11 protein-coding genes are annotated in these 17452 nt (G+C 41.2%); 5 read left to right on the plus strand and 6 right to left on the minus strand.

Translation table 11 applies throughout. The features are described from left to right. Window positions 1-82 precede the first annotated feature (82 nt). From QZL88_RS08470 to QZL88_RS08490, 5 genes are all read left to right on the plus strand, one after another. Window positions 83-2941 carry a sugar-binding domain-containing protein gene (locus QZL88_RS08470; RefSeq protein ID WP_296940071.1) on the plus strand — a complete coding sequence of 953 codons (2859 nt, stop codon included), beginning with the start codon at window positions 83-85 and terminating at the stop codon, window positions 2939-2941. A gap of 724 nt (window positions 2942-3665) precedes the next feature. Further along, window positions 3666-4334 (plus strand): helix-turn-helix domain-containing protein, encoded by a 669-nt coding sequence (locus QZL88_RS08475; RefSeq protein ID WP_296940073.1) that lies wholly within the window; start codon window positions 3666-3668, stop codon window positions 4332-4334. A gap of 255 nt (window positions 4335-4589) precedes the next feature. Then, on the plus strand, window positions 4590-6902 hold the full coding sequence (locus QZL88_RS08480) for a TonB-dependent receptor (protein ID WP_296940077.1): 2313 nt from the start codon (window positions 4590-4592) through the stop codon (window positions 6900-6902). 5 nt (window positions 6903-6907) lie between these two features. Beyond that, window positions 6908-7732, plus strand: a complete 825-nt coding sequence (locus QZL88_RS08485) for a DUF4249 domain-containing protein (protein ID WP_296940078.1) — start codon at window positions 6908-6910, stop codon at window positions 7730-7732. Window positions 7733-7869: 137 nt separating this feature from the next. Then, a complete protein-coding gene (locus QZL88_RS08490; protein ID WP_296940079.1) occupies window positions 7870-8103 on the plus strand; it encodes a DUF4834 family protein in 234 nt (77 codons plus the stop codon). Between the two features lie 3 nt (window positions 8104-8106). On the opposite strand, the gene QZL88_RS08495 is transcribed toward QZL88_RS08490, so the two are convergent. The 6 genes from QZL88_RS08495 to QZL88_RS08520 all read right to left on the minus strand — a co-directional run bounded on the left by QZL88_RS08495 (window position 8107) and on the right by QZL88_RS08520 (window position 17448). Continuing rightward, window positions 8107-8892: a polysaccharide deacetylase family protein gene (locus tag QZL88_RS08495; RefSeq protein WP_296940081.1), complete on the minus strand. Its 786-nt coding sequence runs from the start codon at window positions 8890-8892 to the stop codon at window positions 8107-8109. Then, on the minus strand, window positions 8889-9827 hold the full coding sequence (locus tag QZL88_RS08500; protein WP_296940084.1) for a glycosyltransferase family 2 protein: 939 nt from the start codon (window positions 9825-9827) through the stop codon (window positions 8889-8891). The genes QZL88_RS08495 and QZL88_RS08500 overlap by 4 nt, the downstream gene beginning before the upstream one ends. Window positions 9828-9983: 156 nt before the next feature. Beyond that, window positions 9984-11336 carry a DUF4026 domain-containing protein gene (locus tag QZL88_RS08505; protein ID WP_296940086.1) on the minus strand — a complete coding sequence of 451 codons (1353 nt, stop codon included), beginning with the start codon at window positions 11334-11336 and terminating at the stop codon, window positions 9984-9986. A gap of 170 nt (window positions 11337-11506) precedes the next feature. Next, entirely contained in the window at window positions 11507-12496 is a 990-nt protein-coding gene (trpS, locus tag QZL88_RS08510) for a tryptophan--tRNA ligase (RefSeq protein ID WP_006800979.1), read from the minus strand. Between the two features lie 761 nt (window positions 12497-13257). Beyond that, window positions 13258-16356 (minus strand): CusA/CzcA family heavy metal efflux RND transporter, encoded by a 3099-nt coding sequence (locus tag QZL88_RS08515; RefSeq protein ID WP_296940090.1) that lies wholly within the window; start codon window positions 16354-16356, stop codon window positions 13258-13260. A 3-nt stretch (window positions 16357-16359) separates the two neighbouring features. After that, entirely contained in the window at window positions 16360-17448 is a 1089-nt protein-coding gene (locus QZL88_RS08520; RefSeq protein ID WP_296940091.1) for an efflux RND transporter periplasmic adaptor subunit, read from the minus strand. Window positions 17449-17452: the final 4 nt, after the last annotated feature.

The raw sequence follows: 17452 nt of genomic DNA on the forward strand, positions 1-17452 counted from the left end.
TTAACGTTTGAGCGTTATCTCACGGGTAAAAAACAGTATCTTTGTCTGACCTATTTAATCAAAAACAATAAAGTCAGAACCCATGATTAACGAACAACAAAAATTGTATCTGAAAGGTACGGTGATACTACTTCTGTTTATGGTATCATCTACAAATTTCAAAGCACAACAGTTAACTAACTTATGGACGGGACTCCGCCAACATCAGCCTCAATCGGAATTACCGAAGGGCAATGCTTCATTTCAGGAAGCAAAAAGAATTGCAAAAGAAAACTTACCTACTAAGTTAATCCCAACCCAAGAGGGAGAATGGATTATTACTCAGGGCTGGGAAATGACCGACGGAGCAACGGCAATTGAATCCGGAAAGTCAATCTTCGATCCGCAACTGAATACGGCAACATGGTACAACGCCACTGTTCCCGGCACAGTACTTACCACATTGGTAAATCAGGGAGTCTATCCCGATCCGTTTTTCGGATTGAATAATATGAATATCCCCGATTCGCTGAGCCGTACCGATTGGTGGTACAGATGCAAATTTACTATTCCGCAAGATATTGCCGACAGGCAATTGCACCTCCTCTTCAATGGTATAAATTACCGTGCAGAAGTGTATCTGAACGGAAAAAGGCTGGGTAGTATAAAAGGAGCTTTCATTCGTGGCGAATTTGATGTAACAAATATCGTAAACCCGAATTCGGAAAATATACTGGCCGTTCACATCCTTCCTCCCAATAATCCGGGAATACCTCACGAGCAATCGATGATTGCCGGACAAGGTTTGAACGGAGGAGTACTCAGCACAGACGGGCCAACGTTCATATCTTCTATCGGCTGGGACTGGATTCCGGGTATTCGCGACCGTAATACGGGTATCTGGCAGGATGTAAGGCTCAGATCGAGCGGTGATGTATTGATCGGCGATCCGTTGGTGACAACAGATATTCTCCTACCTGATACTACCCAAGCAAAAATAACTATCCGTACCAATATCCGTAATATAAGTTCAAAAACAATAAACGGTACGCTCTCTGCCGAAATAGAAAACATCAATATCAGCATCCCTTATTCGCTGAAAGCTAATGAGGAAAAAGCATTGGTTTTCAGCCCGGAGGAGTATAAGGAACTGAATATAAAGAATCCCCGCCTGTGGTGGCCGAATGGCTACGGCAACCCGGAATTATATGATATGAAACTAACTGCCCGGACAAATAGCAGTACCTCGGACACCAAGAAAGTACGTTTCGGCATCCGTGAGATGTCATATGAACTGATGGTGAGTGATAATAACCAAAATAAAAGGGTGCTTTATACGCCAAACTCAACAACAAATAAAGGAAACCCTATATTCGATTATGAAAAAAGGGCTTTCTTTACCAAAGATAATCAACTGCCTACAATTACCAAAGGCGCAGACGTATCCGGATTGGAAACATTGCCAGCCGACGACCCCATTGGCCCTTTCCTTGCAATCAGGGTAAACGGAATGAGGATATTCTGTCGTGGCGGTAACTGGGGAATGGACGACGGCATGAAACGGGTATCGAGGGAGCGTATAGAGCCATATGTACGTTTGCATCGTGATGCCAATTTCAATATTATCCGCAACTGGACAGGAGAATCGACCGAAGAAGTATTTTATAGTCTTTGTGATGAATACGGCATGCTGGTTTGGAACGACTTCTGGATTACCACAGACGATACTGTGGAGCCAAGCGACTTCGACCTGTTTGTTAAGAATGCTACTGATGTAGTACGCCGTTACCGCAATCATCCGTCTATCGCTATCTGGTGTCCGCGCAATGAAGGCTTTGCCCCGGAAGGAATGAGCGAAATGCTAACAAAAATGGTCGCAAAAGAAGACCCTACCCGTCATTATCATGGTCAGTCCCGTTTTCTGAATATGGGAACAAGTGGCCCGTGGGGATACTTTAAAGACCCGTCACTCTATTATACCCAAAACGCAAAAGGCTTTAATACCGAGATGGGTAGTTATGCCATCCCTACAGCAAATACGATTCGCAAATTCATAGCCCCGGAAGATCAATGGCCGATAAATGATGTATGGGCATACCACGACCTGCATCACACAACCCAGAACTTCGGAGACTTTATGAATGCAGTAAACCGTTATGGAGAAGCCGACAGCATGGAGGATTTTGTACGCAAATCGCAATTCGTCACATACGATGCATGGCGCAATATGCTCGAAGCGTGGAATAGCAAAATGTGGAACAATACGACAGGCCTTGTACTATGGATGAGCCATCCGGCATGGCCGAGTATGATCTGGCAAACATACACTTACGATTATGAAACTCCGGGCTCATATTTCGGAGCAAAGAAGGCTTGCGAACCGGTACATATACAGATGAATCTACCGGATAATGATGTGATGATTATTAATACGACATTACACGATTATAAATCGGTGACAGCTAGTATCAGGTATATAAGCCTGCAAGGGAAAGTGTTGTATAAAAAAGACATAAAACTGGATGCTAAAGCAAACTCATCCTCTAAGTGTTTTGTTCCTGAAAATGTGAATAGTTTGCCTAAGCTATATCTGGCCCGTTTAGAGATGAAAGATGTAAAAAGAAAAACGATTTCGACAAATGACTATTGGATGACTGACGGCAATAATGATTCATACAAGGACATGAACACGCTGCCTGCTGTAGATGTAGTTGTAAAAGCTATAAACACTAAAGGCAAAACATTGGTAGAGGTATCAAATCCATCAAAAGTATTGGTCGCCGCCCTAAAGCTGAATGCAGTAGATAAAAACACAAATGAGATACTGCTTCCGGCGTATTTCTCTGATGGCTATATCAATTTATTGCCCGGAGAGAAGAGAACCGTAGAATTGACATTGCCTCAGCATTTAACGGGTAACTATAAGGTTATAGCCGAAGGGTATAATGCCAAAAGCAAGTAACGTATAAAGACTTTTATACAGAAAGATTTGTAACCGTATTTGTATGACAAAAATGCGGTTACTTTTTATAAAAAGCCGCTATCAGTATAGTTGCTTATATTAATCAGTAGTTAAGTTTTAACGTTCGATTTTTTCTAACGCACCTGTCGGCTTGTTTTTCATTTTGCCTTGATGCAAAACGAAACAAAAAATCAAGGCTGCATCCCTCCGGCGACCCAAAACCGCAACTCCGGTGGGGCAAAATAATACGGAATCATCTTTAGCCGGATTATCAGCCGTGTATAACAGCAGCCGTATTTTGCCCTACACCTCCGCTTTACGGATTGGGTACCCCGCCTGCGAGGTGAGGCCGGAATCGCGGCGCGACGACAGGACAAAGGTTCTTCAGGCTCTGGCCATACGTGCGTCAGCCGACTCGTAACTGCCCACAGGCGTAGTAACTTGTAACTAAAAAAACAATATTTAATCCCAACGACTAATCCATTAAACTTTATGTTAAAAAAGACAATCATTTCCATCTGCATTTATCTATACTGAAAAACAATTGATGAAATCGTCTAGACTTTTTATTTTCATATCTTTTTGTCATGCTGACAATAGGAAGCATCTCGTTTCTCAAGAGATTTTTCACTCCGTTCAAAATGACAAAGAGGGTATTTGTCTCATAATGTTACCAGATTCAAAAAAGTATAGACGACTTCGATAATAAAAAATTTTTAATCTTATGGCAAAGTATAACGAGAGTGTGGCAGAAACGATTGTTTCGCTGATAGAGGATGATTTTTGTTCAGTAGCGGAAATTTGCAGGGTGACGGGTATCAGCCGAAAGACTTTCTACTGCTGGAAAGAGACTGTGCCGGGTTTGGCTAAAGAAATATTCGACGCGGAATGCAGGCGTGAAAACAGGGTTAGGCAAATGTTATATTCATCCCTTAAAAAGAGGCTGGACGGGTATATGATGGTAGAAGAGAAAGAAACATTCCTGCCGGACGAACTTGAACCGGAAAAACTGGTTCTACAATCGAAAGTTATCCGCAGGAAATATTGCCTGCCAGATCTGAAAACAATTAAACTGTTACTGGACAGGCAGGATAGAATTGCTCTTTCCAAAAAGAATGAGGAAGATATCCCAGAAGAGATGGATATACATATCATCGACAAAACTACTCCAACTGATATCGAAAATGAAATAACTGAACACATCGAGGAAAGCGAGATTGTTCCGGCAGAGGAAAAAGAAAGCCTTGTTGATGACCCCGAAGAAGCTGAAGTAAAGATAATGCTTGACAGGCTGTACAGGCTCAAGGCTGAGCGGATGCGCACGATAAAAGCGAGTAATAACCATCCGGTATTCAGTCCGGCAGGAAAGAGAGGAAAGAAACGGAGAAAATAATTATTTTATGTTACTTGTGTCACCTTTTTTTAACAGTCTGATATCTCCCGGTTACATTTATATCAAGGATTAATTACATCTCTTAAAATGCTAGAATTTTCGCCTAATATTTTACATTGTAGTTCCTTTTTTATCACTACTTTAACAAATAAACAATTATCTTTGTCTAAAACCTAAAAAAGGAAACACTAAATAAAACAACAGTTTTTCCGTTGAGATTGAGTATGGCTTATTGTTAGCCCTAAAAGATAAGATATGAAATTTCTCTTTATTGTGCTTCTGCTAACTCTCACTTCGATAGCTTTGGCCCAGAACAGATATACAATAAAAGGGCGGATAAATAATGCCGATAGCGGGGATACTCTTGTCGGTGTCTCTGTCGGAATAAAAGAACTACCCCAACAAGGTAGTTTCGGCGATGAATCCGGGAATTACTCTCTTACACTTCCACAAGGAGAATATAGCCTGATCTTTAAACTTATCGGCTATCATACCAAACAGGTTAAAATTAAACTGAATGATGATAAGACGCTCAATGTAGACCTCGATCCGGAAGTAGTTTCGCTTGGAGAAGTGGAAATATCAGCCCAAAGGACCAATGAGAATGTAAAGAATGTTCAATCCGGAGTTGATAAACTGGAAATAGAGATGGTAAATAAAATACCCGTTCTATTGGGTGAACGCGACATATTGAAGACTATACAATTACTACCCGGAGTAATGAGCGCAGGGGAAGGCAATACTGGCTTCTATGTACGTGGCGGTAGTAACGACCAAAATCTGATAATGCTGGATAATGCCACGGTATATAACCCTTCGCATCTTTTTGGCTTCTTTTCTACATTTAACTCGAGTGCGGTAGATAATATGACAATTTACAAAGGTTCTATGCCTGCACAATATGGAGGTAGGCTATCCTCCACACTAGATGTAAGTATGAGGGATGGAGACCTGAAAGGTTACCATGCTAATGGAGGTATAGGCCTCATTTCTTCAAATCTTACTTTCGAAGGGCCTATCCAAAAAGAACGGTCGTCTTTCATTGTTTCGGCACGACGTACCTATGCTGATGCCCTGGCCCGGGTAATCGGAGTAGAACAGGTAAAAGATTCTAAACTATACTTTTACGATCTCAATGCTAAGTTGAGTTACGTGTTGTCGGATAGGAATAAACTTACCTTAACCGCGTATCTGGGAAAGGATAAATTAGGATTGGATAAAGTGGCTATGATAGATTGGGGAAATACAATAGCCAGTCTGAAATGGAATCATATATTCAATGCAAAAGCAGCCTCGGCTACAACCTTGTCATATACCGACTATACCTATAATGTGAGTGTAGACCTCACGACAGGACTGAACGTAGCGTCACATATCAAAGACTTTAACCTGAATCAGGAATTCAGTTTTTATCCGAACGATAAGAATGCAATAAAGGCTGGTTTTACCTCTATATATCATCAGGTTGTACCCGGCGATCTGAGCAGTAAAGATCCGTCTCAATTACAAATCTCCCCATACGAACACCGTAAGTCGTGGGAGAACGCCATCTTTGCCTCGAACAGTATGAAACTGCATGATAAGATGGAGTTGAGTTACGGCCTGCGCGTGTCGTCTTTCAGCGTATTAGGCGGAGGGGACTATTATGAATTCGAAAATCATACTATTACAGATACTATATCCACAAAGAACGGCCAATTCCTTAAAACATATTGGAATATAGAACCTCGGTTGTCCGCAGCTTATCAGCTAAACGACGTATCCTCTATCAAAGCGGCATATACACGCACAACCCAGCATTTACACTTGCTTTCTACGTCAAATCTTTCCAGTCCTACCGACAGATGGATTGCGAATACCAACTATATAAAGCCGGAAATAGCGAATCAGGTTTCGATCGGTTATTTCCGTAATTTCTCAAATAATATGTTTGAGTTTAGCGCTGAACTCTATTATAAAGATCTTCGGAACCAGATAGATTATAAGGATGGAGCAGATGTCCGGGCAAAAGAGATAATAGAGACAGAATTACTATTTGGAAAAGGACGGACATATGGTATGGAACTATTCCTCAAAAAAAGATTTGGAAAATTTAATGGTTGGATTGGCTACACACTTGCCCGCAGTGAGAAGAAAATAGACGGCATTAACGACGGAAAATGGTATGTGGCAAATCAGGATCGTACACATGATGTATCGGTAGTAGGCATCTATGATCTCAATAAGAAGTGGACATTGTCTGCGACTTGGGTTTTTGCAACAGGTAATCCGATGACATACCCATCAGGAAAATACATTGTGGACGGTCATGCAATATATTACTATGAAGGCCGGAACAGTTATAGGGCTCCATCGTTTCATCGGCTCGATCTGGGAGCAATATGCACACTAAAGAAAACAAAGAAGTATACCTCAGAACTGGCCTTTAGTGTATATAACGCATATGGGCGGAAGAACCCCTATATGTTTGGATTCAGGCAAAATGAAGACGAGCGGATGGTCTCGGAATCATATATGATCTATCTATTCAGCGTTATCCCTTCCATATCGTGGAACTTTAAATTTTGAACAGTATGAAGACTATACATCAGCTTATATCTATCATTACTCTTTCTTTCTTACTGTTTTCATCTTGTGAGAAAATTGTGGATTTGGATTTACGCACTGCTGCTCCCAAGCTAGTGATAAATGCGGCTATCACAGAAGGCTCACCGTGTACGGTATACCTGACCAAATCGCAGGCGTTCAAAGATAATAGCGCTTTCAAAACGGTTGCGGATGCCGAGATTATATTAACCGACGAAAATGGAAATACTGAAATTTTGAGGGAGGCTCAAAATATGTCCGGATTGTACCTCTCCAACATGTTAGGAGCAGTAAATAAAAGGTATCACATACAAGTGACAGCAGAAGGAAACACGCATGAAGCCAGTGTAGTAATACCCAATTCTGTACCCATTGAAGAAACCTATATCTATGAGATCAAGGCCGGAAAAGATTCCTGGTACTCGCCGTCTTTCGTCTTTCACGACCCTGTAGATGAAACGAACTATTATTATACAATCCTCTATGTAAACGGCAATGCCATGAAAAGCATATATCTGGATGACGATGAATTCAGAAACGGATTGAAAGTTCACCGCATACTATACTTCGACAAAGACGACAACAATGATAATGATCTGAAAACAGGAGATCAAATCAGGATAGAGATGCAAACTCTTGATAAAGGCATGTACACATTCTATAAATCATTGTTCTCTGTTGCTGCTGATGGAGGAACTAATCCAATAACCAATTTCACGGGAGATGTATTAGGCTGTTTTAAAGGATATAATACAAGCTTTGCCGATTTTATCGTAAGTCCCGATGCTATATATTCCGAATCTGATGAATAATCTGTATATTTGCTTATCCAATTAAGTAAAAGATCGTATTTAATGATACATTATTTCAATCTGACTACTTATTGTACTTTAATTTAATGAAGCAACAAAAAGGTCTGTGACCTTAATATCTGAAATTCGATTATTATATGTTTAAGTTTCTCGGCTTTCTATTAATATTGGGCCTATTCGGTTTTCTGGTAATAGGCGTCCTTTTGGGACGTGTCATCCGCTTTTTCGGTCCAGAAGAAAGAACCAGACCCAATAAAAAACGATCAGGCAGCAAGTCTCAAAATTCGAAAACATCGAATATCTCCCAGAAAAAATTCTCAGAGAACGAAGGCGAATATATCAGCTATGAAGAGGTAAAGGATGATGAGTAAGAATTATTTAATGCTCTCAACGAAATCCCATGTACGGGCAAACTCATAGCCTTTACTCTTTCCCCATTCGATAAGTTTTCCAAATCTTTCTACCATCTTTACATCTGTATTTTTCGTTACATAGAACGGAAAATTATACTTCTCCTTCGGCCCTATATCCATAAATTCCCACGGATGAAAATAGACATTCAGATATCCGTCTTTTTTCAAAGTCCGGTTTGCCAGGCTTGTATAGATCCCTAAAGGCAGATTATGGAAAGATATCCAGAATAATGGGAAACGGAATGTCGGTGTCACCGATGCCGGTAGTTGCCATACCCCTTCACGCATAAAGCATGTACGCGGCTCACTCAGTTTATTATATCTACCGGGCAGATATGTCGGGTTTATTGATGAGTTATATATATACCCTGCCTTGAAGACTTCTTCTTCGGGCACAGGCGCCATGCGTGCCATGCGGTAACCACGTACCGGTACCCCTCCTATTTCTTCCAGTATATCTTTCGACATCTTTAGATGGGGAGGTTCGAAGTGGTCATGTACATATCCGTGCGAAGCCAGTTCGTGCCCTTCGTTAACTATCCTGCTTACTATATCTTTAGCATGACTGGCAAAATTAGCTGTAGTATAGAAGGTCGCCTTTACTCCGTGTTTTGCAAGCAAATCGAGTATACGCGTTGTACCTTTTACGGAAACTTCCATCTGTTGGTCGAAAGGAATAGGGTCTCCGTATTCGCGAGGCATCTCGAATTCCTCTATATCAAAACTTAATAATATCTTTAAACTCATTTGTCAATAATATTTGTACTTCGTATAATATATGGAGGGAAACCTTTAGTCTGCGAGAATATCCGTCCTATATACAATCCGATAATTCCAAGAATGAATAATTGTAATCCGCCCAGAAACCCAACTGTAATTATCAAAGACACCCAACCTGCCATGACATGCCCCGTCCAAAGGCTGATAATAGCATATGGCACCAATAGTAAGGATAATACGGCTATGCCGAAGCCCAGATATAAAGCAAGGTGGAGAGGCTTTGTACTGAAAGAAAGTATTCCCTGTACAGCAAGGTTGCGCATTTTCTTGAACGTATACTTCGTTTGCCCCGACAGCCGCTTGTCAGGCATATAGTCCATTGCGTATTGCTTAAAACCTATCCAGTGAACGATACCTCTTATAAACAAATCACTACCTTTAATATTGATAAGGACATTTGCCGCCCGCCGGTCCATTAACCGGAAATCGGCAACCCCCTGTTCCAGATGTATATCGGATACAATATTCAGAAATTTATAGAAAAGGCTCGAGCTTCCGCGTTTCTTCTTCGATAGTGTCGGATCATCCATACGTCGTGTATATACGATATCGTAGCCTTCTTCCCATTTTTTGATAAAATCGGGTAACATTCGGGGCGGATGCTGCATATCGGCATCCATGGATATGATACAATCGCCCGTGGCATTATCCAGTCCTGCTTTCAAAGCATTCTGATGCCCGAAATTACGGGAAAATTCAATATAGAAAAGCTGCGGGTCTTCCGCACACATTTTCTCCAGTATAGTTTGGCTTGTGTCATTACTGCCATCATTAACGGCTATAATCTCGTACTGGTAGCCTGTTGTGTCCATACTGTCATGGATTGCTTTTATCACTGTAGGAATATTAGATTCCTCGTTATAACAACAGATTACAATTGAGACTTTTTTATTTAATATCATTTCTATTCTCGATCTTATGTAAAGATAAGGTTGAATTATATTATTTGTTTTCGTGACTCGGCATAATCAAAATAAATTTTGCTTCTGCTCTCGCTACTTAAAACGTTCTTATTTTATATAAAGATAAAGTTATTCGGATATCATAATTTCTTTATATCAGTTTTCAAGCAGGTAAATCGAATCACTTGTATATGTATTGTCCGGAGAATATATAATCCAGTCGGTAAGCAGGTCGAAAGGATATGTTTTTATATCTCCTTCGTTCAGCCCCGATATCCAATAAGGTTGATTGAGGAGCTTGCCTTCAATTTTTCCATTCTCTATAGATATCACATCATACCAGAGATGCTCTTTTTCACTTCCCGAATCGGGATTATCTACAGTCAGCCCCAACTTTACAAGGAAAGTCCATCCGGGTTGTTCCTCTTCTTTTTTCGAACCAAAAATATTTTTGAGGAACGATTTCTTCTCCGGTTGTTTATGTTCCTTCCTGAAGACTTTCTCGAACGAAGAAAAACGTTCCTTTGCCAAAGCGCTCATTCTTTCAGTCTCCTCATTCGTTATATAATAAATCGGATTTTCAGCCAACGTAGGCGCGTATATTTCGGGAGAAACCATATTGCCATCTTCCACAGCAAAGAGAATACCCGAAGGCTCGGCATGTACATTATCTGCTTCGTCCCTATCGGCCACACTACCGAGTATACCCTTGGGCAGATCTTTCAGTGCTTCCTCCCACCGGAGCCAGCACAGGTTGATTCCCATACCGTCGTAACCTATCGTAAACCGTTCTTTCTCCTTTGCAGGATGCGACAGAAATTTCTTTACTGTCATGTTTATCAATGTATTCATTTGCTCTGCCCCCTGACTGAAATTAAGAATCTCCAGTTCTACAGATGCGCAGCGATGCAACCCATGCGTATGGAACCAATATCTGCGATTACCATTCTCCCCATTCTCGTCATATACACAATGCAATGTATAGAGATAATCGGGCGAAGGAGGTGTCGGTGATTTAGCAGTCATACTCAGCCATTTGGCAGACAGCAGCCTGTAAGACATGAAGTCGACTACAAGGCTTGCTCCGGGGACAATAGCATCCATTATTTTCAATTGCAAATGAAATGAAGTCAGAGGCTCCAACTCGAAGTACATGGATGTTTCGAGGTAATGTTCCTGCTCCATTGCGATTTGCAGGGATTCTTCATCTATCGAATTTGCAAAACCGTAGTCGCCAAGGTTTATATTTTTGGCCTCACAGACATACAAGTCCACATTAAACACAGTATCCTGATATTCAATTTCTGCGGCAAAACTCATAATAGAAAACTCTATATCGACTTCTGCTTTGTTAAAAGAGATAAGTTTGAAATCTTTTCGAGAAGAAAGTGATTTTTCTATCTGTGCAGCATCGAACTTAAAGCTTTTGCTACGGGGATAAATACCCATTCCGGAAGCCAGCCCTGTTTCGCCTTCAGCCAGCAAGTCATATTTCTCGTTGTTATCCATATATGAGATTGATCAGATGTGTTTATAAAGATTTGTTTATAATCTACTTAGCATTTTTATATATACAAACGTAATGAAAAAAATCGGTATATTATATAAGGAAATCTTAAATATATACCGATTTCTGTATGCTTAGAGGCACAGAGTACATTGGAGGGAAGTCCCGATAATCAGAACTTATGTATCCCCATTATTTCCCTTACTTCGTTTATTGTTTTCCGCGCACTCTCCCGTGCTTTCTCTGCTCCTTCGGTGGCAACTTTATGCAAGTATGCGTCATCGTTCTTAATATCGATAATACGTTCGCGTATAGGAGTCGTAACCTTTATGATGTCTTCGGCCAATTGTTTTTTCAAGTCTCCGTATCGTATCTCACAAGTATTCCACTTGTCTTCGAAATGCTGAACAACATCTTCTGTAGAAACTACTTTCAATATTGTAAACAGATTTTCTATATATTCCGGCTTTTCGGAGTTCGGAGCTTTAGGGCCTTCATCGGTCAGGGCACGCTTTACTTTTTTCTCTATACTTTTCGGATCCTCATCCAGATAGATACAGTTGCCTTCCGATTTCCCCATTTTGCCACTGCCATCCAACCCCGGTATTTTTATCAGTTCCTGTCCGAAGTTATAAGCTACAGGCTCTTTGAAGTATTCCACGCCATAGAGGTTATTGAAACGGCGGGCAAACTTACGGGTCATCTCCAGATGCTGTTCCTGATCCTTACCAACAGGTACTTTATCAGCATTATGCAATAATATATCGGCAGCCATAAGGGTTGGATAAGTCAATAGCCCTGCATTTACATTATCCTGATGTTTTCTTGCCTTTTCCTTGAATGAAACGGTTTTGGATAATTCGCCCAGATACGCGTGCATATTTAAAAGCAAGTACAATTCACAGACTTCGGTTACATCACTTTGTATATATATAGTCGATATTTCGGGGTCTATACCTGCTGCAAGATATTCTGTCAATACACCCTTTACATTGCCGTGCAATATCTTAGGATCGGGATGTGTGGTCAGTGAATGATAATCTGCTATGAAAAAGAAGCATTTGTTTTCATGCTGCATTCTTGTAAAATTCCTCAGTGCACCGAAATAATTTCCAAGATGCAGATTCCCTGTAGAGCGGATACCGCTTAAAACTGTTTCCATATGTGTTTATATTCTGTTTTTGATATGCAAAGATAGTCAAAATCTGCAAAATGCCGGATATATCTTACTTATTGTATCCGGACCGGTAAGTAGTAAACAGTGAACAGTCAACAGTTAACAACTGGTATCTCGTGTCTTGCCTACTCGTATCTCATATAACTTTCAACTTATGACTCAATACTTACTACTTTGAAAAGGTAACAAAAGTAACAGTTTTTTCAGTGAACAGTTAACAGTCATCAGTCAACAACTGGTATCTCGTGTCTTGTCTACTCGTATCTCATATAACTTTCAACTTATTTCTCAATACTTACTATTTTGAAAAGGTAACAAAGGTAACACTTGTTTCAGTAAACAGTAAACAGTTATCAGTCATCAGTTAACAGTGCTGTGCCTTATCATGCTGAGCAGAGCGAAGCATCCCATTTATTAAAAACTCTGTGTTACTCTTTTTTGGCTCTGCCGACCGTTGGTTCTCTGTGGTAAAAAAGTGACAAAGGTAACAGCATTCTCAGTGAACAGTCAACAGTTATCAGTTAACAACTTGTATCTCGTGTCTTGTCTACTCGTATCTCATATAACTTTCAACTTATTATTCAAGACTTACTGCTTTGAAAAGGTAACAAAGGTAACACATTATGTCACCTTTTTGTTGTTACCTTTTTCGTCTCAAACCTTGTTAAAATACAAAAAAACTTAACACACTATATTTTCAAAGAACTTTATCTATAGATAAAGATTCCGGACATTATTCACGCTCATTATTTATCCTTTAGCCGCTTATCTCTCCTGTATGCGAAATAGAACACTTGTGGCAGGACTGTAAAGGATAAAATCATACAAATAAGAATCCCTCCTACTATCATTATTGCCAGCGGTCTTTGAATCTCGGAGCCCATACCCTGAGATAGCGCGGCAGGGAATAACCCCATCGAGCCCATCAGCGCAATCATCAGTACAGGCCTGATACGGCTTTTCACAGCATCGTCGATTGCCAGCCGCAGATTTCGGGTACGTTGCATACGGGTTTTCATCAGGGTAATCAACAATATACTATCAATAGCTGTAATACCAAACAGAATGACAAATCCTATCCCTGCCGATATACCGAATACCGTGCCTGTGACCCACAAAGAAATGAATCCTCCGATAAAGGCATAAGGTATGGCGCTTGCTGCGATAAGCGTATCCTTGACCGTCCCAAAGTTAAGGTAGAGTAAGAAAAGAATAAGAAGCAACACCGCAGGAATGATAACCGCCAACCTTGCCGTAGCCCGTTGCTGGCTTTCAAATTCTCCGGCCCAGACCATTTTGTTTTCAGTCTTAAGCGTTACACTCTCACTCACTTTTTTCTGAGCTTCGGCAATGGTAGACCCTAAATCACGATCACGGATACTGAATCCGATACCCACATACCGGCTGCTGCCTTCGCGGTAGATAAACGTCGGGCCTGTAATAAACCGGATATCGGCTATCTCTTTTAACGGAACATACTTGCCGTCCATTGTCGGGATAAGAATATTCCCTATTTTATCTTCATTGTCCCTGTACTCTTTCTGAAAACGTATCTGGACATCGAATGTGCGTTCGCCCTCATAAAACGTTGTAGCGGCTTTCCCCCCGATAGCCATTTCCACTACGGCCTGCGCATCAGCCATAGATACCGCATAACGGGCCATTTGTGATTCTTCCAGCTTTATCTGTAGCTCGGGTAGTCCTACACTCCTGAAAACATTTACATCCTCTACACCCCTCACATTCTTTATAGCAGCGGCAGTCTGGTCGGCCAAACCTTCCATCTGGGAAAGGTCGGAACCGAATATTTTAATCACCAGAGAGCTTTTCACTCCGGCCACATATTCTTCTACATTGTCCTGGATAGGCTGACTGAATGCGAGTATAATACCCGGATATATATCGAGTGAATCCTTGATCTCGGCTAACAGCTCATCCTTTTTGATTTTTCTCTTCCATTCTTTTTCAGGTTTAAGTTGCGCATGGAATTCTATATTAAAAAAACCTGTGGCATCTGTTCCGTCATTAGGCCGGCCAGTCTGCGACAAGATAAATTCTATTTCATCGAACTGACGGAGTTTTTGCTTCATTTCTTTGGTGGTCCGCACCGATTCGTCAAGATTTACACTATTTGGCAATGTTGCACGGATGTAGATTGCTCCTTCGTTCATACTGGGTATAAACTCAGTACCCCAAAAACACATGCGAACAACACAAACAGTTAACAGCAAACAGAAAGTTATAATTGCGCCTTTGCGGTACCGGGAACTGAACAAATACACTTTATGTAAGGCAGATATGAAAAACCTGCTGATAAAATTCGTTTTCTCCTCAACCGGTTTATTCAACAATATCTTACACATGACCGGCACATAAGTAAGCGAAAGAATAAGGGAGCCCAATAGAGCATATCCGAGCGTGAAAGCCAATGGCGAGAACATCTTACCTTCTACTTTCTGAAACGAAAATATAGGGAATAATGCTACCACAAGGATAACCTGTGCAAAAAAGATGTGGGACGCCACGCTTCCTGCGCTTTTCTTTATAAGTCCGCTTTTCGATATTTTAGTGAAACGCTGCCCAAGCTCTTGCGACCGTTTCTCCATCGCTACAAATATAATTTCTACAATGACGAGCGTTCCCTCCAGCAATAAACCAAAATCGAGCGCTCCCATCGAAATCAGGTTAGCAGGTAACCCCTGTATCCGCAACATAATGATAGCAAACAAAAACGATAGCGGAATCACAGTGGCTACAATTACAGTTGTACGCCAGTTGAAAAGAAATACAAATACAACTATGGAAACTAAGATAATTCCTTCCAGCAAATTTCTCATAACTGTATGCACTGTAGAATCCACTAAAGTAGTACGGTCGAGGAAAGGCTCTATTTTCACATTCTCAGGTAATATGCGGTCATTCAACTCGGTAATCTTCTCTTTCAGGTGCCCTATCACTTCACTTGGATTTTGTCCCCTGAGCATAATTACAATACCCTGCACCACATCATCTTCGTCGTCCAGACCTACCTGCCCGAGTCTGGGCTTGGAGGAAACATCTACTGTTGCCACCTGCTTCACCCGGATAGGAGTCCCACCCTTTACTTCAATCAGTATATTTTCAATATCTTCCACACTCTCCAGCAAACCTATTCCCCTGACTACATAAGCCTGACTCCCTTTTTGAATAATATCTCCGCCGACATTGATATTACTCTTCGACACGGCTTCGTAAACCTCAAGGGGAGATAGGTTATAGTTATTCAGCTCTGCCGGATTTACCTTTATCTCAAACATTTTTTCCTCTCCGCCAAAACTGGCTATACTGGCTACTCCGGGTACCGAAAGCAGCTCCCGCTCTACTACCCATTCGTTTATGGCGGCCACTTCGCGGATAGGCAGATCACTCTTTAACACATACCTGTATATCTCACCCGTGGCACCGGACGGCGGCTCTATCGAAGGGTCTGTCCCCTCCGGCAGATCCAGATCCTGCATCCTGTTGGATGAATACTGCTGGGCAAAAAAATCATCCACCCCGTCTTCGAAAATAACAGTGACTACCGACAACCCGAATAAAGACGTGGAACGTACATCAGTTTTGCGTGGAATTGTATTCATTTCCTTCATAATAGGAAGGGTTACGAACTTCTCTACTTCTTCTGCGCTTCTTCCCGGCCATTGTGTTATTATCCGTACGCGGGTGTTTGTTACATCTGGGTACGCTTCTATAGGGGTATGTATATAACAAACGATGCCCGCGACAAATAAAAGTGTAGTTAAGAAAAGTATGAGTATATGATTGCGAAGCGCAAATGCGATGATATTTTCTACAAATTTATGCATGATTCAATTCTCTTTAAGGCCTGAATATATCAGCAGTTGATTTTTCACGACAACATTCTCGCCTTCCGATAATCCGGATGCAATGTATGTCGTCTTGTTATTGTGACCGCGAAGGCCTACTTCTCTTATCTTAAAGCTATCCGGAGATTCTTCCACTACCACGAAGTAGCGGTCGTTATCAAAAACCAGAGCATCGGAGGGTACAGACACAAACTGCTCATGCGCCTCATTTTTCAATTTAATTACAACCGACATTTCAGGTTTGAACTTCATTTCTTTATTAGACATAATAATCCTTGCCTTCAGAACTTTCTCTTCCGGATCAAAAACCTGCGACAATTGATTTATCTTTCCGGAGAATACCTCTCCCGGATAAGAAAGAGTAGTTATAGCTACATCCATCCCTTCTTTCACAAAAAGAAGATTACTCGCATATACATTGGCCGTTATCCATACCGTGCCGAGATCGGCTACCGTAAACAGAGGCTCGCTGTCGGTCGACACCGTACTGCCCGACGATACATTCTTATTTACTATATAGCCGGTCATCGGCGCCTTAATAGAAAAAGTACCATTTCCTTTATTTATGCCATGTACGGCAATATCACTCTGAGTTTTGTTATACGAAGCCTGCGCCTGCTTCAGCCGTGCCTGCGCTTCCAGTAATTCTTTTTCCGACAGCATATTGTCTTCATACAGCGACTGGGCTGTCTGCAGTTCGCGTCGGGCTATTTTCACGTCCGATTCCGAAACAATAGATTCTGACTGTAATGAACTGAGGTCGGAACTTCTTATATCTAACAGTGTCTGTCCCTTCTGCACTTTATCACCCAGTGAAAAATAGGTACGGTCTGCGATTCCATTCACAAGCGATACATAGTTAATCACTTTGTCAGGATCGTATTCTACCTTTCCGGTTAATACCAATTCTTCGTTCTGATTATCCAATCCGGCCTCTACTGTTTTTACGTTTTGTAAAAATGCCTTATTTATCCTGCCCGGGGTTGTCTCGCTTTCGGTCTTCCCTGAACAAGAAAATAGTAAGACAATACAAAATATCCCCAATCCTTTCTTAATTTGCTTCTTTATCATAGTT

Origin of the sequence: uncultured Dysgonomonas sp., assembly GCF_900079725.1 — a bacterium.
Lineage (GTDB): Bacteria > Bacteroidota > Bacteroidia > Bacteroidales > Dysgonomonadaceae > Dysgonomonas.